Source organism: Amycolatopsis sp. NPDC041971 (assembly GCF_055588925.1).
Genome location: NZ_JBVJCE010000025.1, coordinates 23,539 through 44,039 on the forward strand (window position 1 = coordinate 23,539; position 20,501 = coordinate 44,039).

A 20,501-nucleotide genomic window follows, 5' to 3' on the forward strand; every position below is an offset into this window, starting at 1 on the left:
TCCCGGCGCCGGGACCGGATTCCGTGACTTGAGTGGTTGAGAGCTAGGGGAGTGCGGTGGCATGAGCGTTGAGCGGATTTCGATTGTCGGTATCGGTCTTCGATACCCGGACGCCGGTTCCCCGGAAGAACTGTGGGAGAACGTCCTCGCCGGCCGCCGGGCGTTCCGGAGACTGCCCGACGAGCGGATGAACCGCGAGGACTACTACTCGCCCGACGCAGGGGCGCCGGACCGTTTCTACGCCCAGAAGGCCGCGGTCCTCCGGGACTACGAGTTCGACCGGATCAAGTACAAGGTCGCGGGCAGCACGTTCCGTTCGACCGACACCACGCATTGGCTCGCCCTCGAAGTCGCCGCGCAGGCGCTGGCGGACGCGGGTTTCCCCGAGGGTGACGGGCTGCCGCGGCCCAACACGGGCGTGGTCATCGGCAACAGCCTCACCGGCGAGTTCTCGCGGGCCAACATCATGCGGCTGCGCTGGCCGTACGTGCGCCGGACCATCGCGGCGGCGCTCGCCGAGCGCGGCTGGGCCGAGGGCGACACCGCCGAATTCCTCCACGATCTCGAAGCGCAGTACAAGGCGCCGTTCCCCGAGATCGACGAGGACACGCTCGCGGGCGGGCTGGCGAACACGATCGCCGGCCGGGTCTGCAACTTCTTCGACTTCGGCGGCGGCGGTTTCACCGTGGACGGTGCCTGCTCGTCGTCGTTGCTTTCCGTGGTCACGGCGGCGAACGCGCTTTCGGAAGGCGACCTCGACGTCGCCGTCGCCGGTGGTGTCGACTTGTCGATCGACCCGTTCGAGGTGATCGGATTCGCCAAGACCGGTGCGCTCGCCAAACGGGAGATGAAGGTCTACGACGCCGATTCCAACGGTTTCTGGCCCGGCGAGGGTTCCGGCATGCTCGTGCTGATGCGCGAGGACGACGCGATCGCGCAGGGCAAGCGGATCTACGCCACCATCGGCGGCTGGGGTGTCTCCTCCGACGGCAAGGGCGGTATCACCCGCCCGGAGGCGTCGGGTCACCGCCTCGCGCTCAAACGGGCCTACGACAAGGCCGGCTACGGGGTCGAGACCGTTTCGTACTTCGAAGGGCACGGCACCGGGACCGCGCTGGGCGACGCCACCGAGATCGAGGCGCTCTCCACCGCCCGCCGCGACGCCGACCCGCTCGCCGACCCCGCCGCGCTGAGCACGATCAAGGGCAACATCGGCCACACCAAGGCCGCGGCCGGGGTCGCCGGCCTGATCAAGGCCACGCTGGCGGTCTACCACCAGGTCATCCCGCCCGCGACCGGCCACTTCGAACCGCACGAGTCGCTGGTCGGCGACTCCGCGCGGATGTACGTCCCGGCCGAGGCCGGGCTGTGGCCCTCGGACCACCCGGTCCGCGCGGGAGTCTCCGCGATGGGGTTCGGTGGCATCAACTCGCACGTCACCGTGACCGAAGCGCCGGGTGCGGCCCGGCGCAAGGAACTCGACGAGAGGACCCGGTCGCTGGTCGCCGGACGGCAGGACAGCGAACTGCTGCTCCTCGACGCCGACGACGCCGCGTCGTTGCGTGGCAGGGTGACCGGGCTGCTGGAGGTCGTGCCGAAGCTCTCGTTCGCGGAGCTGGCGGACCTCGCGGGCACGCTTTCCGCGGAACTGTCCGGGAAACCGGTCCGTGCCGCGATCGTCGCGGCCAACCCGGAGGACGCCGAACGCAAGCTGGCCAGACTCCTCGACCTTCTCGGCGAGGGAGAGCCGGAGATCTTCTCCTCCCGCGAAGGCATCTTCGCCAGTGCGCGCTCGACGGATCCGAAGATCGGTTTCCTGTTCCCCGGTCAGGGTTCCGGGCAGGGCACGGTCGGCGCGCTGCGCAAACGCTTCGCCCACGCCGACGACATCTACCGCGCCGCGGGCCTGTCGACCGGTGCCGACCAGGTCGCCACCGACGTCGCGCAGCCGCGGATCGTCACCGGCTCACTCGCCGGGCTCCGGGTACTGAAGAGCCTCGGCATCGAGGCGCGGACGGTCGCGGGGCACAGCCTCGGTGAACTGACCGCGCTGCACTGGGGCGGCGCGCTCACCGAACGCGAAGTCCTCCGGCTGGCCAAGATCCGCGGCAAGGTGATGGCGACCGCGAGCGACGGAAACGGTGCCATGGCGGGGGTCGCCGCCACCCCGGGGGTCACCGAGCGGCTCGCCGAGGGCGAAGAGGTCGTCATCGCGGGGTACAACGCGCCCGAGCAGACCGTCCTTTCCGGACCGGCGGACGCGATCGACCGGGTGGTCGCCCGTGCTCGCGCGGAGGGCGTCACCGCCACCCGTATCAACGTCTCGCACGCGTTCCACTCGCCCGCGGTCGTCCCGGCCGCCGAGGCGATGACCGGCGAACTCGCCACGTTCGACTTCGCCCGGCTCGACCGGCCGGTCGTGTCCACGGTGACCGGTGACGTCCTGCACGCCGCCGAAGACCTGCGTGACCTGCTGCGCGATCAGGTGGTCCTGCCGGTCCGCTTCCGTGAGGCGGCCGCGAAAGTCGCCGAGCGCAGCGACCTGGTGATCGAGGTCGGCCCCGGCCGCGTGCTCACCGGGCTGTTCGGCGCGATCGCGCCCGGCACCCCGGCACTCGCGATCGACACCGACAGCCCGACGCTGGCTTCGGTGCTGAAGGTGGCCGGCGCCGCGTTCGCGTTCGGCGCCCCACTGGAGACTTCCGCGCTGTTCGACGGCCGTGTCGTGCGGGCATTGCCGGCGGACGGGAAGTTCTCGTTCCTCACCAGCCCGTGTGAGGCGGCGCCGTCCATCGGTGCGGAACTGGCCCGCGACCGCGTCGCCGAACCCACCGAGGCCAAGACCGGGACGGCGTCGGAAAGCGGCGGCAGCAGCACCCTCGAACTGCTGCGCAAGCTCGCTTCCGAGCGGGTCGAACTGCCGCTCGAAGCGGTCACCGCCGACACGCATCCGCTCGACGACCTGCACCTTTCGTCGATCACCGTCGGTCAGCTGGTCAACGACGTGACCCGCGCGCTCGGCCGTCCGGCGCTGGAGGGCATGCCGAACTTCGCGACCGTCTGTCTCGGCGAACTCGCCGAGATGATCGACGAACTCGCGCAGACCGCCAAACCCGCCGACAGCAACCAGGCCGAGGTCGCGGGGGTCGGCCCGTGGGTCCGGCCGTTCGCGGTCGAGTACGTCGTCGCGCCGAAGCCGTCACCCGACCTCACGCCGGGCAACGCCGGCCTTTCGCAGGCGGAGTGGACGGCGTTCGCTCCGGACGGCCATCCGCTGGCGGAGCCGTTGCGCGTGGCGCTGGCCACCGCGGGTGTCGGCGACGGTGTCCTCTTGTGCCTGAACGAAGACAGCGATTCCGGTGACGTGGGCTTGTTCCTGGAGGCGGGGCGCGCGGTGCTGGCCGCGCCCAACGGCACGCGGTTCGTCGTGGTGCAGCACGGCCTCGGCGCCTCCGGTCTGGCGAAGACGTTGCGGCTGGAAGACCCGTCGGCCCGGACCACGATCGTCGACCTCGCCGACGTCCGTCCCGCCGAACCCGAGGCAATCCGTAACGCGGTGTCCATTGTGGTCACCGAAGTGGCGGCGACCAGCGACTTCAGCGAAGTCCGCTACGACTCCGCCGGTGTCCGCACGGTGCCGAAGCTCGGTGCCCTCAAACCTTCCGAGGCCGAAGGGACACCGCTGGGCGCCGAAGACGTCCTGCTCGTGACCGGCGGCGGCAAGGGCATCACCGCGGAGAGCGCCTTGGCGCTGGCCAAGGATTCCGGCGCGAAACTCGCGTTGCTCGGCCGGAGCGACCCCGCCGACGACGCCGAACTGTCGGAGAACCTCGGGCGGATGGCGGCGGCGGGCATCACCTACCGCTACGAACGCGCCGACGTCACCGACGCCCGTCAGGTGGCCGACGCCATCGGCCGGATCCAGGACGGATTCGGCCCGGTCACCGCGGTACTGCACGGCGCGGGCCGCAACGAGCCCGCCGCGCTGTTCTCCTTGACCGAGGAGACCTTCCGCAAGACGCTGGCCCCGAAGATCGGTGGCCTCAACGCCGTCCTCGACGCCGTCGACAAGGACAGGATCAAGCTGCTGGTCACCTTCGGCAGCATCATCGGACGGGCGGGGCTGCGCGGTGAGGCGCACTACGCCACGGCCAACGACTGGATGACGGAACTGACCGTCCGCTTCGGCCGCGAACACCCCCAGGCCCGCGCGATCGCCCTCGAATGGTCGGTCTGGTCGGGGACCGGGATGGGCGAGAAGCTCGGCGTCGTCAGCGCTTTGATGCGCGACGGCATCACCCCGATCCCGACCGAGGAGGGCATCGAGATCCTCCGCCAGGTCGTCGGCGATCCGGCCGCCCCGTCGGTACTGGTCGTCTGCGGCCGGACAGCGGGCCTGGTCACCCTGCCGGTGGAGAAGCGCGAGCTGCCGCTGACCCGTTTCGTCGACCGCGCCGTCGTGCACTACCCGGGGGTCGAGCTGATCACCGAAGCCGACCTCTCCGCGGGCAGTGATCCGTATCTGGCCGACCATTTGCTCGATGGCCAGCTGCTGTTCCCGGCGGTGATCGGCATGGAGGCGATGACCCAGGTCGCCAAGGCCGCGCTGGCCGTGGAAACCCTGCCGGCGCCGGTGTTCTCCGACGTCGAGTTCCTGCGCCCGATCATCGTCTCGCCGGGCGGGTCGACCACGATCCGGCTCGCCGCGCTGGCCAGGGACGCCGAAACGGTGGACGTGGTGCTGCGCAGCGGGGAGACCGGGTTCAGCGCCGACCACTTCCGTGCCCGGCTGCGGTTCTCCCGGCCGGATCCGCTCGGGGACACCGTGGTCCGCGACGTCGCGCTGCCGCCGGTCCCGGTCGACCCGACGACCGAGCTTTACGGCACGGTCCTGTTCCAGGGCAAGCGATTCCAGCGGGTCACCGGCTATCGCCGGGCCAGCGCGCGGCACGCGGTCGCGGAGATCGCGACCGGCGCCGAGGTCGATTGGTTCGCGCCGTTCCTTCCGCAGGAACAGCTCCTGGCCGACCCGGGCACCCGCGACGCGATGATGCACGCCATCCAGTGCTGTGTCCCGGACGCGACCCTGCTGCCGCAAGGGATCGAGCGGCTGTACCTGGCCGAGCCCGGCGAGCAGGACCCGGAGTACGTGCTCCTCGACGCCCGCGAGCGTTCGCAGGACGGCGACAGCTACCTCTACGACCTCGACGTCCGCAACCCCGACGGGAAGCTGGTCGAGCGATGGGAAGGGCTGAAACTGCGCGCGGTGCGCAAACGTGACGGCGAAGGGCCGTGGGTCCCGTCGATGCTCGGGTCCTATTTGGAGCGTTCCGTCGAACGGCTGCTCGGCTCGTCCCGCGCGATCGTCGTCGAACCGGACCCGGTCGGCGTCTCCGTGGAGACCACGCCGGAACGGCGGGCGCAGACGGCACTGGCCGCCGGCCGCGCCGTCGACAGCCCGCTCGAGATCCGCTACCGGCCGGACGGCAAACCGGAGGCCGACGGGGTCGAGGTCAGCGCGTCGCACAGCGCCGGACTGACCTTGGCGATCGCGGGCGACGGCCGGATCGCCTGCGACGTCGAGACGGCGATCGAACGGACGCCGGAGGACTGGGCGGGTCTGCTCGGCGAGGATCTGCTTTCGGTGGGCGAACTGCTCGCCGCGGACGCCCGCGAACCGCTTTCGGTCGCGCACACCAGGGTCTGGAGCGCGCTCGAATGCGTGCGCAAGACCGGGGACATGACACAGGCACTCACCGTGCACCGGGTCGATCCGGACGGCTGGGCGGTGCTCTCGCACGGCGCCGCTCGCATCGCCACCTGGGTGACGACCGTCAACGACCGGACCGATCCCGTGGTCTTCGCGGTGCTCCAGGGAGAGGGAAACTGACATGGCCGACTACTACGAGATCCTGCACACGGTCGGGTTCGAAGAGACCAACCTGGTCGGCAACGTCTACTACGTGAACTACGTGCGCTGGCAGGGCCGGTGCCGCGAGATGTTCCTGAAGGACAAGGCGCCGGCGGTGCTCGAAGAGGTCCGCCGCGACCTCAAACTCTTCACGCTCAAGGTGGACTGCGAGTTCTACGCGGAGATCACCGCGTTCGACGAGCTCTCCATCCGGCTGCGACTGGAAGAGCTGACCCAGACCCAGATCCAGTTCACCTTCGACTACGTGCACCTCACCGACGAGGGGGAGCGGCTGGTGGCGCGCGGACGGCAGCGGATCGCGTGCATGCGCGGCCCCAACACGGCGACGGTGCCCAGCCGGGTGCCCGAGCAGCTGCGTGAGGCGCTGGCCCCGTACGCCGTCAACGGCAAGGGGGAGTGACGTGGGCGAGGTGGAGGAGCCTTCGCGGCCGGTGCTGAAACGCCTGCCGACGCCCGCCGCGCGACGCCGGTTGTCCGCGCAGTCCGGGTTGCGGGAGGTGATGGGCCAGTTCGCCACCGGGGTCACCGTGCTGACCGCCGGGGGTGAACGGGCCCACGGGATGACCGCCAACGCCGTCACCTCCGTGTCGCTGGAGCCGCCGATGGTGCTGTGCTGCGTTTCCCGCGCGGCACGGATGCACGAGGCGATCGTGACGGCCGGTTCGTACGCGGTCACGGTGCTGGCGTCGGACCAGAAGGAGCTGGCGAAGTACTTCGCGGACTGGCGTCGCCCGGCCGGGCTCGCGCAGTTCGACTCGGTGGACTGGACGGCGGGGCCGCAGACCGGCGCTCCGCTGCTCGACGGCGCGCTGGCGTGGCTGGAATGCGAGCTGGCGGAGGTCTACGAGGGTGGTGACCACTCGATCTTCCTCGGCAAGGTGGTCGCCTCCAGCCGCGGCACCGCGCAGGACTCGCTGGTCTTCTACGGCGGCGGCTACCACCAGATCGACGGCCGGATACGGGCATCGGCCTGACAGGGAGAGGAATTGTCATGACCATCAACGAATCCGCCACGCCCGCCCCGGCGTCCTCGTCCGAACGGCCGCCGGTGGTGACCACGATGCCCCGTCTCGGGCGGGGGGTGTGCTGGCGCGACATCAAGCGGGAAATCGAACTCGACGAGCTCGAGCGCGAGGCCAGGCTCAGGGAGGCGGCGTGACCCTGCAGGGCGATCCGGGCGCTCAGCGCGCGGAGGACTCCGAGGTGGTGCCGCTGCCGGAGGACCGGCTGCGGCGCCCCCGGATCCCGAGGGCGACCGACGGGCAGGTGATCCCGCTCGCCAGGGGCGCCGAACCGGTGCACCCACCGGAACCGACGATGCCGTTGCTGCGCACCCAGCGCGACGAACTGCGCGAGCATATCGTCGACGGGCGGCTCGAGGGCGTCCGGCGTCAGCATTCGCTCGGGAAGCACACCGCGCGCGAACGGCTGGATCTGTTGCTGGACCCCGATTCCTTCACCGAGGTCGAGCTGTACCGGCGGCATCAGGCGAGCGGGCTCGGGCTGGCGGAGAACCGGCCGTACACCGACGGGGTCATCGCCGGCTCGGGCACCATCGACGGACGGCGCGTGTTCGTCTACGCGCAGGACTTCACCGTTTTCGGCGGTTCGCTCGGCGAGGCGCACGCGGCGAAGATCCACAAGGTGATGGATCTGGCGATCGCCACCGGTTCGCCGCTGATCGGGCTCAACGACAGCGGGGGAGCGCGGATCCAGGAAGGCGTCATGGCGCTCAACGGCTACGGTGGCATCTTCCGCCGCCAGGTCGAGGCGTCCGGCGTCATCCCGCAGATCAGCGTGGTGCTCGGGCCGTGCGCGGGCGGGGCGGCGTATTCGCCCGCGCTCGCGGATTTCGTGTTCATGGTGCGCGACACCGCCCGGATGTACCTGACCGGGCCGGACGTCGTCGAGACCGTGACCGGGGAACGGGTCAGCCACGACGAACTGGGCGGCGCGGACGTGCACGGCGCGTCGTCGGGCGTGGCGACCGTGGTGCACGACGACGAGGAGAGCTGCCTCGCCGACGTCCGCTACCTGGTTTCGCTGCTGCCGTCGAACTATCTGGAATCCGCGCCTCGCGAGCCGTCACAGGACGCGGGCAAGGACCGGCGGCCGAGGTTCGCCGAGCTCGTCCCGGTGGAGCCGAACAAGCCCTACGACATGCGGGACGTGTTCACGGAACTGGCCGACGACGGCGAGTTCTTCGAGATGCACGAGCGATGGGCGCAGAACGTGCTGTGCGCGCTCGCGCGGATCGACGGACGTGTGGTCGGCCTGGTCGGCAACCAGCCGATGGTGTTCGCCGGCGTGCTCGACGGTCCCGCTTCGCAGAAAGCGGCGCGGTTCGTGCGGTTCTGCGACGCGTTCAGCATCCCGCTGGTGACCCTCGTGGACGTCCCGGGCTTCCTGCCGGGGGTCGAACAGGAACACTCCGGGATCATCCGGCACGGCGCGCAGCTGCTGCACGCCTACTGTGAGGCGACCGTGCCGCGGATCCAGGTCATCCTGCGCAAGGCGTACGGCGGCGCGTACATCGTGATGGACTCGCGGTCCATCGGCACCGACCTGTCGCTGGCGTGGCCGACCAACCAGATCGCCGTGATGGGCGCCGAGGGCGCGGTCAACGTGCTGTTCCGCAAGGACCTCGCCGTCGCGCCCGATCCGGACGCGTTGCGCGCCCACCTGGTCGCGGAGTACACCGAGGAGTTCATGAGCCCGCAGTACTCGGCGGAACGCGGGCTGGTCGACGACATCATCGACCCCGCCGACACCCGTTCCGCCGTCGCCAGGGCGCTGGACATGCTGCAGGACAAGCGAAAGGCGGCGCCTCAGCGCAAGCACGGCAATCATCCGATCTGAACGGGGGAGCCATGCCACCGTCCGAAAAGGACAGTGCGCCGGTCTTCCGGGTCCTGCGGGGGGACCCGGAAGACGCCGAACTGGCGGCGCTCGTCGCCGTCTTCACCGCGCTCGCTTCGGCCGCGCCCGCGCCCGTCGTGGCGGCGCGGTCCGCCTGGACGTCTCGAACGCCGGCGACCTGGCGCACTTCGGTCTTGCGCTGACGGACGCCGCCACATGACGCGAAAACCACTTTCGCAACCTTCAACGTTGCGAAAGTGGTTTTCGCGTCATGTGTGCTTGGACGCGGGACTCGCGTGATCGAAGGCGGGACTCGCGTGATCGGGCGCCGCTTACGCGGTGAGCCGTCGCGCGGCCTCGGTCTCCCGCCGCGGCGGATACGTGCTGTGGCAGGTGTGCACGGCGACGTAGAGGACGCCGCCGTCGATCACCGCCTCCAGATCCGTTCGCTCTTCAGGTTCGAACGGGCCCCCGCAGGCCGCGCAGGTCCGCTGCCGTTCCGCCGCGCTCACGGCCGGTCCCGCTGCTCGGGGACGGCGGGGTCGGGCCACGACAGGCCCAGCAGGTCGACGTCGAGTTCGTCGTCGGCGTAGATCTCGTACGGGTCGAGGCGCTCGGTCATGGTGTGCTCCTTGGATTTTCCGGATACCACAAGGGCACTACCGGCACCCCCTCAGCGGCGACTTTTTCTTTGCTCAGCACGAGCCCCCGGCGTCTTCGATCACGTCACGACCGGCTCCCGATCGGGCGGGTCCATCCTGGTTGTCAAGTGAGTCGTTCATCGAAGGTCGGGAGGAACGCCATGACGGCACAGGTGCGAATTCGAGTGGTGGGCGATGACGCCGACCCGCGCGGGACCACCGAGGCCGACGCGACGGCGTTCGTCCCGGAGCCGAGGCAGGCCGCCGACAACGAGCTCCCGGCCGACCACATCGTCCTCGGTTACAACTAGGCCGTGTCCGGTAAGTCTGTCCGCGGTCTTCGCGCCCAGGCGGTCCCTGACGGCACGGGCGGTCCAGCCGAACAGACTTACCGGACACGGCCTAGGCCGGTACGAAAAGCACGGACAAAGAAGACCACCGGGTATCGCGCGCGCGAGAATGAAGAACGCCCACGACCCGGCCAGACCACGAGGAGGCCTCCGGATGGCTATGCGCCTCCAGCTCACGTCGGGTTTGCAGGTGCTGGAAGAATGGGCGATCAATGCTCCGCAGGCCGATCGAAATGTCATCTACGAAGCACTTTTCGCGGTGGCCGACGGATCCGCCTTTCTCATCTACGACATTTTCGGGGACGGCCGCGATCCGCATCAGTTCATTATTCTGGTGAAGCAAGATCTCGTGATCCGGATAGGGCTCAAGCGGTCCGATTCCTCGTTCGAGATCGTCTACATCGGCGCGCTGGAGCACGGCACGCCCGCCGCTGCCTGGGCCGAGGACTCCGACGGTTCCTGAGCGGGTACCGCTGAACGGCCCAGTCTCCTTCTCCGTTACCGGCGGCCTTTCGTACCAGCGGGTCAGGTGTTCCTCATCTTGACATCGTCCAGTTCGGCGTGAAATTCTTCCGGTGTTTGGGGTGGGGGAATTTCGCCGAGCTGGAATTGTGTGCTGTGTTCATCTCAAGGGCTGGAGGCACAAAAGATGTCATCACCTGAATTCCCGGGCTTGGATGTTTCCACACGGGTACGCGCACGTGACATTCAGATGGCCGGGGTCGCCGACGTCCGCCGACGGGTGCTGATGATCTCCGGCGCGATCGACACCACCGATCACGACATCTCGGTCAGCGTCAATCTCCCGGAGCCGGGACGCTGGCAGGTGATCAAGTCCGAGACCAACCTGACCGACAAGACCTGGGTCGCGATGCAGGTCGTCACCGACGAGGACTCGACCTTCGTCAACGACGCCGAAACCCTCGTGCTTTCCCGCCAGTTCTCGAAGTCCTTCATGACGCCGGACCAGCGCCGCCTCACCTTCTACGACGGTGAAGTCCGGCCGGGGGAGGCCGTGCTCAAGGTGTACTCGCTGGACGCGGGCGGGCGGAAGCCGACCTACTCCTACTCCCGGTACAGCCCGATCGCGACCGACACCGCGGAGCAGTCCCAGCAGACCCTGGACGAACTGATCAGCAACGGGATGAAACAGCGCCCCGTGATCGAGCTGATCGTCCCGGTGACCGTGATCGGCTGAGTACGCCGGTGATCACGTTCGTCCCGGAACCCCAGCTGCTCGAATCGCCGCGCGGGCGGGAATGGCCGGTCGTCCCCGGCACCCGCGCGGCGGCCACGGCCGGACCGCCGTCCGGCGCCGACGTCGTCATCGTCGGCGCGGGCCCGGCGGGGCTCGCGGTCGCTTCCGCGTTGTGGCACCACGGCGTGCGCGACCTCGTCGTCGTCGACCGCGACGGCCGTCCCTGCGGCCGGTTCTTCGACCGTATCGACCTGCTCGGCCAGCGCGTGCTGCGGTCACCGTACGAGCACCACCCCGGCGTCGAGGGCTACCGCGACTGCGAACTGCTGGACTTCGCCCGGCTGCACTGGTCGGTGCTGACGCCGGTGGAACGCCGCGAGATCCGGATGGCGCAGGCCGGGCACCGGTCCGTGGTCCCCGTCGACGTCTTCGAGGCCTACTGCCGGCATCTGGCCGCGAGCCACCACGTCACCGAACGGACCTGGCGCGGTTCGGTGCGTGAGGTGCTGCCGGCTGGAGTGTCCTCGGACGCGGTCACCGTGCGCGCCGACCGGTTCTCCGTGACCGCGCGCCACGCCGTGCTGTGCCTCGGCGAGGAGCGCCGGTCCGCCCCGGACACCTGGTGGGGCGGCGGCCATCCGCCGCGCGGGGTGAGCTACTGGGACGAACCCGTTCCCGGCGGCGGACAGCGGCTCGCCGTCGTCGGCGCCGGCCTCACCGCCGCGCACCTGATCTCCAACGGGCTCGCCCAAGGCCGCGAGGTGCACTGGGTGGTCCGCGAAACGGGCGAACGCTACCAGTGCGCCGACGTCAACTCGTCGTTCTTCCGTCCCGAAGGCCGCGCCCGTTTCGACGGGGTGAGCTGGTCGGAACGGCTCGAACTGATGGGCCGCTTCCGGCGCGCGTCGATCATGTTCGAGTTCCGCCCGATGCTCGAGGCGGCCGAAGCCGAAGGACGGCTGATCGTGCATCGCGGCAAGGCGATCGTGAAGGTGACGCCGGGGGTCGGCCTGCACCTCGAAGACGGTTCGCGGGTTTCCGTGGAGCACGCCGTCCTGGCGCTCGGCACCACGCCGTCGATCGGTGACGGCCTGATGCCCGACGAGGCCGTTCTCGACCGCGGCGGCTGGCCTCAGCTGGACGAGCGCACCTTCGCCTACCTCGGCGCGCCCCGGGTCTTCGCCGTCGGCGCGGCCGCGGGCATGGCGCTGGGCCCGGCCGCCCGCAACATCGACGGCCACCGCGTCGCCACCGCGCGGGTCGCGGCCGCCGTCGCCGAGAACTTGCGGCGGGAAGCCCGGCCGCGGACGGCCGCGAAGGACGTCACCCGTGTCTGAGCCGTACGACTCCCGCTTCACTCTGCCGTCGATCGACGACGCTCCCTCGACCGAGTCGGGGGTGATCCTGCTGGGCCTGGACGCCGAACGCCTGCTGGCAAGCGTCGGGCTCGCGCGTCTCGCCGACGAGCCCGCGCTGGTCGCCCTCGCCGTGGACCAGGCCCGGCACGACGCGCTCGACCTGAGCATCGGCGCGCTCGTCGAAGCCGGGATCCTCCGCTGGCGCGCGGTGCGCCCGTTGATCGAAGCAGGTCCGGAGATGACAGCGGCGGGTTCCCTGCGCCGAGAATGGGAACACGCCACCACGCGGGTCACCGCCACGGTGACCGGGCTGGGACCGGCGTCGGTGGTTTGCCTCGCGGCCTGCTGGCTGCGTCGCGATGACGTCGAAGAGTTCACCGGACAAGGGCGGGCGCCGGACAAAGGGAGCACCACGGACGATGTCCTATCTCGGGTCTTTGCCGACTGACACCACGCTGCTGCAGGTCTTCCGGAAGTTCCCCGCGCCCGCGTCGAAACTGCTGGATCTCCACGAATTGATCATGCGGGCGCCGTCGGCGTTCGGCGCGGGGGAGCGGGAGCTGATCGCGGCCTACGTCTCCGGTGTCAACGACTGCCGGTACTGCCACGGGGTCCACACCGTCACCGCGGAGGCTTTCGGTGTGCCGGAAGGGCTTCTGGCGGCCGCTTTGGCCGATCTGGACTCCTCGCCCGTGGACGGGCGCATGAAGCCCGTACTGGCGTACGTGGGCAAGCTGACGCGCACGCCGTCCCGGATGACCGATGCCGACGCCGAAGCGGTGTTCGCGGCGGGCTGGGACGAGGCCGCGCTGCACGACGCCGTCCTCGTGTGCGCCCTGTTCAACTTCATGAACCGGATGGTCGAGGGGCTCGGGATCCGGGCCGACGACGCCTACGCGAAGATTTCGGGTTTGCGGCTGAAGGAGGACGGGTACTCCGGATTGGCGCGCCTGCTCGAATCCTGATTCGACTGTCCACACCGGACAAGACCGGACACCGTGCCTCGCTGAGACCGGTTCGCCGCTTTCCGTCACCGGCAAGGGCCGCCGTTACTCCGTTCGACAGCCGGGGGAGCGGAAGTGGAGCAGTCGAGGAGAACCTTCTGGCGTAGGTGAAAAGCACATCGCCGCGATGATGCATGGCACTGGCCGCGAACAGGCCCTGGGCAGCACGATTCCCTCATCGAAGGAACACCACCGAACAGCCTGGGAGCCATTCGATGAAGAACGCTGTGACCGACAACGTCCGCTCGCTCTTCGCCGTCCGGGGAATCGACACCGATTTCGCCGGAAACCAGGTCGATCTGGTGATCGACCGGTTCGACAACTGGACCAATCAGCCGCGTGGTGAGGTCTTCAACTGCTTCACCGGCGCCTGTTGCACCGCTCCGCCGCTGGCCGAGGCGAGCTGAGAGCACCCCACCGGACCGCCACTCGCACCCCGAAGCGAGTGGCGGTTCGGCATGTCGACGGAAAGTAGCCGACCGACTGCGCAACCGGTCGCTCCGCGCCCTTTCGCCGTGTCGCCCGGAAAACGAGCCGGACCGACGCACCACCCGAACGGTGGAACGCGTTCCGTCCGGGCGTGTTTATGTTGGGGCCATGGGGGTGCGCGTGAGGGGACGGCGCGATGGTGATCAGAGTTCTCGTGGCCGAAGACATGCATATCGTCAGGGGCGCGCTCGTGGCGCTGCTGCGGCTGGAGCCCGATATCGAAGTGGTGTCCGAAGTGGCTTCCGGTGACGAGATCCTCGGCGCCGCGCGGATTTCACGAACTCAGGTCGCGGTCATCGACATCGATCTCCCCGGCAAGGACGGGCTCACCGCGGCCACCGAACTCCACGAGCAGCTGCCCGAGGTCAGGACCCTGATCCTGACCAGCCTCGGCAGGCCAGGCACGCTCCGCAGGGCGCTGGCGGCCAAGGTGAACGGGTTCCTGTTGAAGGACGCCCCCGCGGAGAAACTCGCCAACGCCGTGCGCGGCGTGGCGGCCGGCCGGAGGATGGTCGACGGTGACCTGGCACTCGCGGCCTGGGACACCGTGGAATGCCCGCTGACCCCGCGGGAGATCGACGTCCTGCGGCTGACCGCCGAAGGCCGCGACACCTTGGAGGTCGCGGCGAAGGCCTTTCTTTCCACCGGAACCGTGCGCAACTACCTGACCACCATCGTTTCGAAGCTCAACGCGCGCAACCGGGTCGACGCGATCCGGATCGCCAAGGACTCCGGCTGGATCTAGCGCCGACCTAGACCGGCACTACGGCGCGCAGCCGGAACCGCCCGTCGGCCTCGACCCCGGCGGTCAGCTCCCCGCCGAGTCCGGCGACGCGGTCGGACATGTTCGTGATGCCGCTGCCCGGGGCCTCGACTCGCGCCGGCCGCTCCGGCCGCTCCGGATTCAGTGGCCGTCCGTTCTGGACGCCGTCGTTGACGATGTCGAGCGCGACACCGTTCCCGGTCCGCCGCACGGCGATCTCGCAGCGTTCGACCTTGCTGTGCCGCAACACGTTCGTCACGCCTTCGCGCAGCACCACGGCGAGCACCGTCCGCACCGTCGTCGGCAGGTCGTCCTGCTCGATCTCCAGCCGCACCTGGACGTCGGCGGCCACCAGTACCGCCCGCGCCGATCGGGACTCCTGATCCAGCGACAGTTCCCGGTAGCCGCTGGCCACCGAGCGGACGTCGGCCAGCGCCTGCCTGGTCAGCCCGAGGATCTCCAGCAGCTCGTCGGAGGCGCGGGTGGTGTCGATGTCCATGATCCGGCTGGTCAGCTCGCTCTTCAGCGCGATCGCCGACAGACTCATGCCGAGCAGGTCGTGCAGGTCGCGGGCGAACCGCAGCCGCTCCTCGGCGACCGCGACCTCGGCGAGGCGTTTCCTGGTCTCGCCCAGCTCGGTCACCAGCCGGATCAGCCAGATGAGACCGAAGACCATCAACCCGGTGTTCAGGATGGAGGCGAAGCTGTAGAAGCCGCCGATGAAGTCGGTGCCGTAGCCGATCCGGATCAGCACCACGCCCGTCGCGGTCGCGGCGAACGCCGTCCACCCGGCCAGCGGCGGCAGCACCAGCAGCGCGGTGCCGGCGAACAGGCTGGGCAGGCTCACCCAGGCGTGCCCGAGCGGGATCAGCGGCAGGAAGATCAGGCAGGCCTGCACCAAGAGCAGCGCGTAGCTCTGCCGCGAGCGCAGCCGGACGTTCGGCCGGGCGAAATAGGACAGTTGCAGGGTGGTCAACGCGGTGAGGTACCCGGCGATGAGCGTGAGGGCCCAGCCGTCGTCGGTCAGCATGAAGGCCCGGGTCATCGCGGAGAGGCTGAAGAAGATGAAGACCGCGGTCATCGTCCATTGGACGTTCCTGGCGTCGATCCGGGACCAGTGGCCGGGCCCCTGCTCCAGCGCCGCCTCGGCGGGTTCGGCCTGCTCGGGCACCGGGAGTTCGGCGTGCAGCCGCCACCGGCCCGCCGCGTCGGGACCCGCGCTGAGCTCCCCGCCGTATCCGGCGACCTCTTCGGTCACCTCACGCAGGCTCTCCGCCGTCTCCTGCGGGACGTCCTCGTGCGCCGTCCCGTCGTGCACGATCTCCAGCACGACGAGGGCGCCGGTCTCGCGCACGGTGATCTCGCAGTTCTCGACGCCGGTGTAGCGGAGAACGTTCGTGACCCCCTCGCGCAGCACCTTCGCCAGCAGGGTGCGCAGCTTCACCGGGAGCTCGACCTGCTCGAGGTCGACCCGCACCGCGACGTTCGACGCCGAGAGCAGCGACACCGCGGTCCGTGCTTCCTTGTCGAGCGAAAGCTCCCGGTAGCCCCTGGCCACCGACCGCACGTCGGACAGCGTCCGCTGCGCGATCCCGGTGATCTCGGCGAGTTCCGCACGTGCCTGATCCAGGGATTTGCGCAGCAGGCGGTGCACCAGTTCGCCCTTGAGCGCGATCGCGGACAGGCTGAGGCCGAGCAGGTCGTGCAGGTCCCTCGCGAAGGCCAGCCGCTGCTCGGCGACGGCCCGCCGCGCCAGTTCGGTCCTGGCCTGGTGCAGTTCGGTCACCAGCCGCGCGAGCCAGGTCAGCAGGTAGACGACCAGGGCGTAGAAGACCGCGGTGACGCTGTCGAACAACGCCCCGAGCCAGGTCTCGTCGTAGGTCCACAGGATCCAGATCGTGCCCGCCATGAACACGGTGAACACGGTCCAGCCCGTCCTCGGCCGGAACAGCAGCAGCGCGCTGCCCGCGGCGAGGGTGGTCAGCGAGCTCAGCGCCGCGTCGAAGTGCAGGGTCGCCAGGTAGGCCAGGCACGCCTGCACCACCAGCATCGCTTTCGCGAGCCTGGTGTCCAGACGGACCGACGGGCGGCTGAAGTACAGCAGCTGGATCGCCAGCACGGGCCCGACGTACAGCACCGCCAGCAGGCCATGCCAGAAGTCCACCCCCGGCCGCAGCAGTACCGCGAGGAGACCGAACAGGCAGGAGTTGACGAAGACGACGGTGATGATCAGCCCGGCGAGGAACAGTGCCCGCCGGGGGCGCCGGTCGACCCCGGCGGTACCCAGAGGTTCGGCGGTCACCGCGAGCTGTTCCGGCACAGGCACCCCAGAGGTAACAGAAGATGTCTCGGTCCTTGTCGTGCTTCCCCCCGCGTCGGCCGTGGTCAGCCGCCGCGCGACCTTCCATCGCCGTGTGATTCGGATCCTAACCCATGTTCGTTACCCCGGTTGCTTCTTCCGGGTCGGGGAGGAAGGCCGACAGGGAGACGTTTTCCCCGCTGGCGACAGGGAAAATCGCTCGATCACCCGCGCGGGTGTGGGGCGTTCGGACCATGAACGCGATCGTGGGACACGCCACGATGGAAGACGTGTGCCGATCCGCTGTTCCGGGTGTTCCGGGCGTTCCACTGTGTACCCCGCCGTGTACGCCACGCCGGGCGGGCTCTCGCGGCGACCGGGGGCCCGTGGCCCTAAGCTCGGCGCATGGCCAGGTATTTCGACGTGCATCCGGAAAATCCGCAACGACGCGCGATCGGACAGGTCGTCGACATCCTGCGCGGAGACGGGCTCATCGCGTACCCGACGGATTCCTGTTTCGCGCTCGGCTGCCAGCTGGGGAACAGGCAGGGCATCGACCGCATCCGGAGCATCCGCAAACTGGACGACCGCCACCACTTCACCCTGGTGTGCCAGGATTTCGCCCAGCTGGGTCAGTTCGTGCACGTGGACAACGCGGTCTTCCGCGCGATCAAGGCGTCGACGCCGGGCAGCTACACCTTCATCCTGCCCGCCACCAAGGAGGTTCCGCGCCGCCTGCTGCACGCCAAGAAGAAGACCGTCGGCGTGCGCATCCCGGACCACGTGGTCACCCAGGCGCTGCTCGGCGAACTCGGCGAGCCGCTGCTGTCGAGCACGCTGCTGCTGCCCGACCAGGAGGAGCCGATGACCCAGGGCTGGGACATCAAGGAGCGCCTGGAACACGTGGTGGACGCGGTGATCGATTCCGGGGACTGCGGGGTCGAACCCACCACGGTCATCGATTTCTCGTCGGGCGAGCCGGAGATCGTGCGGCGCGGCGCCGGCGACACCGCACGCTTCGAGTAGCCACCGCGAGTGACCCGGCGGGACCGGCGTCCCGGTCCCACCGCGACAGGTCTTCAGTGCGTGACGAGGCCTTCGGTCTTCGACGGGGCCGAGGGAATGTGGAACAGCCGGGTGAACAGCTCCAGCATCGCCGGGTCGCCCTTGACGGCCACCGCGCCGCAGGTCAGCGCGCTCGTGGCGTCCAGCTCGCCGTTCAGCAGCTTGAGCACGACCGGGCCGCGCGGCTCGATGACGAGGTCCGGCTCCGGAAGCGGGCCCTCGCCCGCCGTCACCGCGCCATCGTCGATCAGCGCGTGGACGATCATCTGGTCGCCGTAGTGGAGCTCGAAGGAGCATTGGACGCCGCGGGCGGCGTCCGGCTGGAACGTCGTGTACAGCGACAGGATGGCCGCGTCGAGGGTGAACAGGTCGTCGGCCGCCGGATCGGTCAGCGAACGGGCGCCCCACAGGCCCAGCTGCAGAAGGATCTGATCGAGGTCGTTGCCGTACTCGGTGAGCTCGTAGACCACCCCGGCGTCGAGCTGCGAGAGCACCCGGCGCTGGACGACGCCGTGCCGTTCGAGTTCGTTGAGCCGGGTCGACAAGATGCTCGTCGGGATCTTCGGCAGGCCGTGCTGCAGCTCGTCGAAACGCTTCGGGCCGAGCACCAGGTCGCGGATCACGAGCAAAGACCAGCGTTCCCCGATGATCTCGAGCGCGCGGGCGAGGCCGCAGAACTGGCCGTAGGTGCGAGCGGTCATGCTTGACTCCTCAACTTCCTTGATCTGGTGACGGGGTGGTGCTCGTTCAGCGGACGGGGTGTCCCTCGGAAAGCAGTTCGCGGTGCAGCTCCCGCAGTTCGGCGCAGGGTTTCACCCCCAGTTCGTCCTCGAGCCTGGTTCGCAGCCGCTCGAACGACGCCAGCGCGTCGCTGCGCCGCCCGCTGAGCCCGAGCGCGCGGATCAGCTGGCCGTGCAGGGTTTCGTCGAACGGGTCGGCGGTGGTGAGCGACCGCAGCACGCCGAGCATCTCCCGGTGGTTCCCGGCGCGGATCTCGGCCTCGATCCACAGGTCGCGAGCGTTGCGCCGATGCTCCAGGAGATAGACGGTGTAGGCGGCCAAGGTCGGTCCACAGTGGATGTTCGCCAGCGGGGGACCGGACCACAGGTCCAGCGCGGTGCGGAACGCGTGCGCGGCCGCCGCGTTGTCGCCTTCGTCCAGCAGGTCGCGGCCGAGGCGGTGGAGCCGGTGGAATTCCGATACGTCGACCACGCCCGCGTCGATGTCGAGCCGGTAACCGGGCGAGCAGGTGACCAGCAGGCCGCCGGTGCCGTCCGGGTCGAGATGGCGGCGAAGGTGATGGACGTAGGTGTGCAGGGTCCGGCGGACACTGCGCGGCGGCGTGTCGTTCCACAGTTCGTGGACCAGCGAGTCGACGTGGACCGTCTTGCCGGGACGGATGAGCAGCATCGCCAGCAGTTGCAGGAGTTTCGGTGTGCTCGGCGCGCGATCGACACCGCCGATGTGCAACTCGAGCGGCCCCAGAACCCTGGCCGTGTCACCTGGTCCGATGGTCATCGCGTACATCCCCTGCCCTCCGGCGGACTCCCCCTCAAGGACGGTGACAGAGGCGGAACCTTCGGAACAGTGCCGGGAACACCCGGTGTACCGTGATTTCTTCGTTGCCCCGTATGCGATCGTCACGACCTGGAGCGGTGAACCGGTTGTGGCAAAAGAGAAGACGCGGCAGGCTTCAAAGCCAGTCGGAATCGGTGGCGATGCGAATGGCGTCCACTCGGTTGCGGGCGTTGAGTTTCGTGACCACCGTGGCGAGATAGTTCCGCACGGTTCCCGGTGACAGGAACAGCTCCGCCGCGATGTCGGCGACCGTGCGCCCGTTCGCGGCGAGGCGGAGGATCTCGACTTCCCGCGGTGTCAGCGGGCAATCCTCGGTTTCCCAGGCGGACAGCGCGAGTTCGCTGTCGATGACGCGGCGGCCGATGGCGACCGAGCGGACGGCGTTGGCGAGCTTGTCGGCCGGTGCGTCCTTGAGGAGGAAGCCGTTCACCTTCGCGTCGAGCGCGCGGCGCACGGTGCCCGGACGGCCGAGCGAGGTGAGGATCAGCGTGCGGACGTTCGGAAGTTGCTGATAAAGCTCGGAAGCGGCGGCGAGCCCGTCCTTGGCGGGCAGGTCGATGTCGATGATCGCGACGTCCGGCAGATACTCCGCGGCCATCGGAAGGATCTTGTCGCCCGAGCAGACCTCCGCGACGACCTCGATGTCCTGTTCGAGGTTCAGCAGAGCGACCAAGGCGCCGCGGACCATGTGCATATCCTCGGCCAATAGGACTCGGATCACTCCGACCTCCTCTTCCCCAGAAACGCGCTAACTCTCAGTGTACATAGCAAACCCGGAAGAGTGAATCGAAATCGCACGATACGAGGTTGCGCTTTTTTTGGCAGCCTGCTCGGCCGATCAAGACCCTGGTGAGCTGCGACGATGGCATGGCTTCGAGCATACTGAAACTGAGAGCGGTCGATTACACGCTGTTAGGTGAGGCGACGGTAAAACTATTGCCATAAGTGGTTTCTTTGTCTGTCGA

General features: G+C 69.0%; 20 protein-coding genes. 15 read left to right on the forward strand and 5 right to left on the reverse strand.

Translation table 11 applies throughout. From position 1 onward, the window contains the following. The first annotated feature begins 61 nt into the window (after positions 1-61). The 6 genes from ACZ6DT_RS36305 to ACZ6DT_RS36330 all read left to right on the forward strand — a co-directional run bounded on the left by ACZ6DT_RS36305 (position 62) and on the right by ACZ6DT_RS36330 (position 8,994). Positions 62-5,890: a type I polyketide synthase gene (locus ACZ6DT_RS36305; RefSeq protein WP_465603718.1), complete on the forward strand. Its 5,829-nt coding sequence runs from the start codon at positions 62-64 to the stop codon at positions 5,888-5,890. A gap of 1 nt (position 5,891) precedes the next feature. Further along, positions 5,892-6,332, forward strand: coding sequence for an acyl-CoA thioesterase (locus ACZ6DT_RS36310; RefSeq protein ID WP_044855858.1), 441 nt, complete (start codon positions 5,892-5,894; stop codon positions 6,330-6,332). Between the two features lies 1 nt (position 6,333). Beyond that, positions 6,334-6,906 carry a flavin reductase family protein gene (locus ACZ6DT_RS36315; RefSeq protein ID WP_465603720.1) on the forward strand — a complete coding sequence of 191 codons (573 nt, stop codon included), beginning with the start codon at positions 6,334-6,336 and terminating at the stop codon, positions 6,904-6,906. Positions 6,907-6,923: 17 nt separating this feature from the next. Continuing rightward, positions 6,924-7,091 carry a DUF6222 family protein gene (locus tag ACZ6DT_RS36320; protein WP_465603721.1) on the forward strand — a complete coding sequence of 56 codons (168 nt, stop codon included), beginning with the start codon at positions 6,924-6,926 and terminating at the stop codon, positions 7,089-7,091. Between the two features lie 158 nt (positions 7,092-7,249). Continuing rightward, positions 7,250-8,791 carry an acyl-CoA carboxylase subunit beta gene (locus ACZ6DT_RS36325; protein ID WP_465603853.1) on the forward strand — a complete coding sequence of 514 codons (1,542 nt, stop codon included), beginning with the start codon at positions 7,250-7,252 and terminating at the stop codon, positions 8,789-8,791. 11 nt (positions 8,792-8,802) lie between these two features. After that, positions 8,803-8,994 (forward strand): acyl-CoA carboxylase subunit epsilon, encoded by a 192-nt coding sequence (locus tag ACZ6DT_RS36330; protein WP_465603722.1) that lies wholly within the window; start codon positions 8,803-8,805, stop codon positions 8,992-8,994. 129 nt (positions 8,995-9,123) lie between these two features. On the opposite strand, the gene ACZ6DT_RS36335 is transcribed toward ACZ6DT_RS36330, so the two are convergent. Then, entirely contained in the window at positions 9,124-9,303 is a 180-nt protein-coding gene (locus ACZ6DT_RS36335) for a hypothetical protein (RefSeq protein ID WP_465603723.1), read from the reverse strand. 290 nt (positions 9,304-9,593) lie between these two features. Here ACZ6DT_RS36335 and ACZ6DT_RS36340 point away from each other — a divergent pair, with 290 nt between their 5' ends. From ACZ6DT_RS36340 to ACZ6DT_RS36375, 8 genes are all read left to right on the forward strand, one after another. Further along, positions 9,594-9,743 (forward strand): hypothetical protein, encoded by a 150-nt coding sequence (locus tag ACZ6DT_RS36340; protein ID WP_465603725.1) that lies wholly within the window; start codon positions 9,594-9,596, stop codon positions 9,741-9,743. 193 nt (positions 9,744-9,936) lie between these two features. Continuing rightward, on the forward strand, positions 9,937-10,245 hold the full coding sequence (locus tag ACZ6DT_RS36345; protein WP_465603726.1) for a DUF6235 family protein: 309 nt from the start codon (positions 9,937-9,939) through the stop codon (positions 10,243-10,245). 249 nt (positions 10,246-10,494) lie between these two features. Continuing rightward, a complete protein-coding gene (locus ACZ6DT_RS36350; protein ID WP_465603728.1) occupies positions 10,495-10,980 on the forward strand; it encodes a DUF6423 family protein in 486 nt (161 codons plus the stop codon). An 8-nt stretch (positions 10,981-10,988) separates the two neighbouring features. Next, on the forward strand, positions 10,989-12,317 hold the full coding sequence (locus ACZ6DT_RS36355; protein ID WP_465603729.1) for an NAD(P)-binding protein: 1,329 nt from the start codon (positions 10,989-10,991) through the stop codon (positions 12,315-12,317). Next, complete coding sequence (locus tag ACZ6DT_RS36360) at positions 12,310-12,786, forward strand: DUF6187 family protein (RefSeq protein ID WP_465603732.1); 477 nt, start codon at positions 12,310-12,312, stop codon at positions 12,784-12,786. Before ACZ6DT_RS36355 ends, ACZ6DT_RS36360 begins: the two co-directional genes overlap by 8 nt. After that, positions 12,758-13,303, forward strand: a complete 546-nt coding sequence (locus ACZ6DT_RS36365) for a carboxymuconolactone decarboxylase family protein (RefSeq protein ID WP_465603733.1) — start codon at positions 12,758-12,760, stop codon at positions 13,301-13,303. Before ACZ6DT_RS36360 ends, ACZ6DT_RS36365 begins: the two co-directional genes overlap by 29 nt. 254 nt (positions 13,304-13,557) lie before the next feature. Continuing rightward, positions 13,558-13,749 (forward strand): hypothetical protein, encoded by a 192-nt coding sequence (locus ACZ6DT_RS36370; RefSeq protein ID WP_276368101.1) that lies wholly within the window; start codon positions 13,558-13,560, stop codon positions 13,747-13,749. Between the two features lie 218 nt (positions 13,750-13,967). Then, on the forward strand, positions 13,968-14,576 hold the full coding sequence (locus ACZ6DT_RS36375; RefSeq protein ID WP_465603735.1) for a response regulator transcription factor: 609 nt from the start codon (positions 13,968-13,970) through the stop codon (positions 14,574-14,576). A 7-nt stretch (positions 14,577-14,583) separates the two neighbouring features. On the opposite strand, the gene ACZ6DT_RS36380 is transcribed toward ACZ6DT_RS36375, so the two are convergent. After that, positions 14,584-16,914, reverse strand: a complete 2,331-nt coding sequence (locus ACZ6DT_RS36380) for a sensor histidine kinase (RefSeq protein ID WP_465603737.1) — start codon at positions 16,912-16,914, stop codon at positions 14,584-14,586. Between the two features lie 384 nt (positions 16,915-17,298). On the opposite strand from ACZ6DT_RS36380, the gene ACZ6DT_RS36385 reads away from it, so the two are divergent. Further along, positions 17,299-17,919, forward strand: coding sequence for an L-threonylcarbamoyladenylate synthase (locus tag ACZ6DT_RS36385; RefSeq protein WP_465603738.1), 621 nt, complete (start codon positions 17,299-17,301; stop codon positions 17,917-17,919). A gap of 53 nt (positions 17,920-17,972) precedes the next feature. On the opposite strand, the gene ACZ6DT_RS36390 is transcribed toward ACZ6DT_RS36385, so the two are convergent. The 3 genes from ACZ6DT_RS36390 to ACZ6DT_RS36400 form a co-directional block, all read right to left on the reverse strand. Continuing rightward, entirely contained in the window at positions 17,973-18,659 is a 687-nt protein-coding gene (locus ACZ6DT_RS36390) for a winged helix-turn-helix transcriptional regulator (protein WP_465603740.1), read from the reverse strand. A gap of 46 nt (positions 18,660-18,705) precedes the next feature. Further along, complete coding sequence (locus ACZ6DT_RS36395) at positions 18,706-19,485, reverse strand: AfsR/SARP family transcriptional regulator (RefSeq protein WP_465603742.1); 780 nt, start codon at positions 19,483-19,485, stop codon at positions 18,706-18,708. A 166-nt stretch (positions 19,486-19,651) separates the two neighbouring features. Then, a complete protein-coding gene (locus ACZ6DT_RS36400; RefSeq protein ID WP_465603744.1) occupies positions 19,652-20,257 on the reverse strand; it encodes a response regulator transcription factor in 606 nt (201 codons plus the stop codon). Positions 20,258-20,501 lie beyond the last annotated feature (244 nt).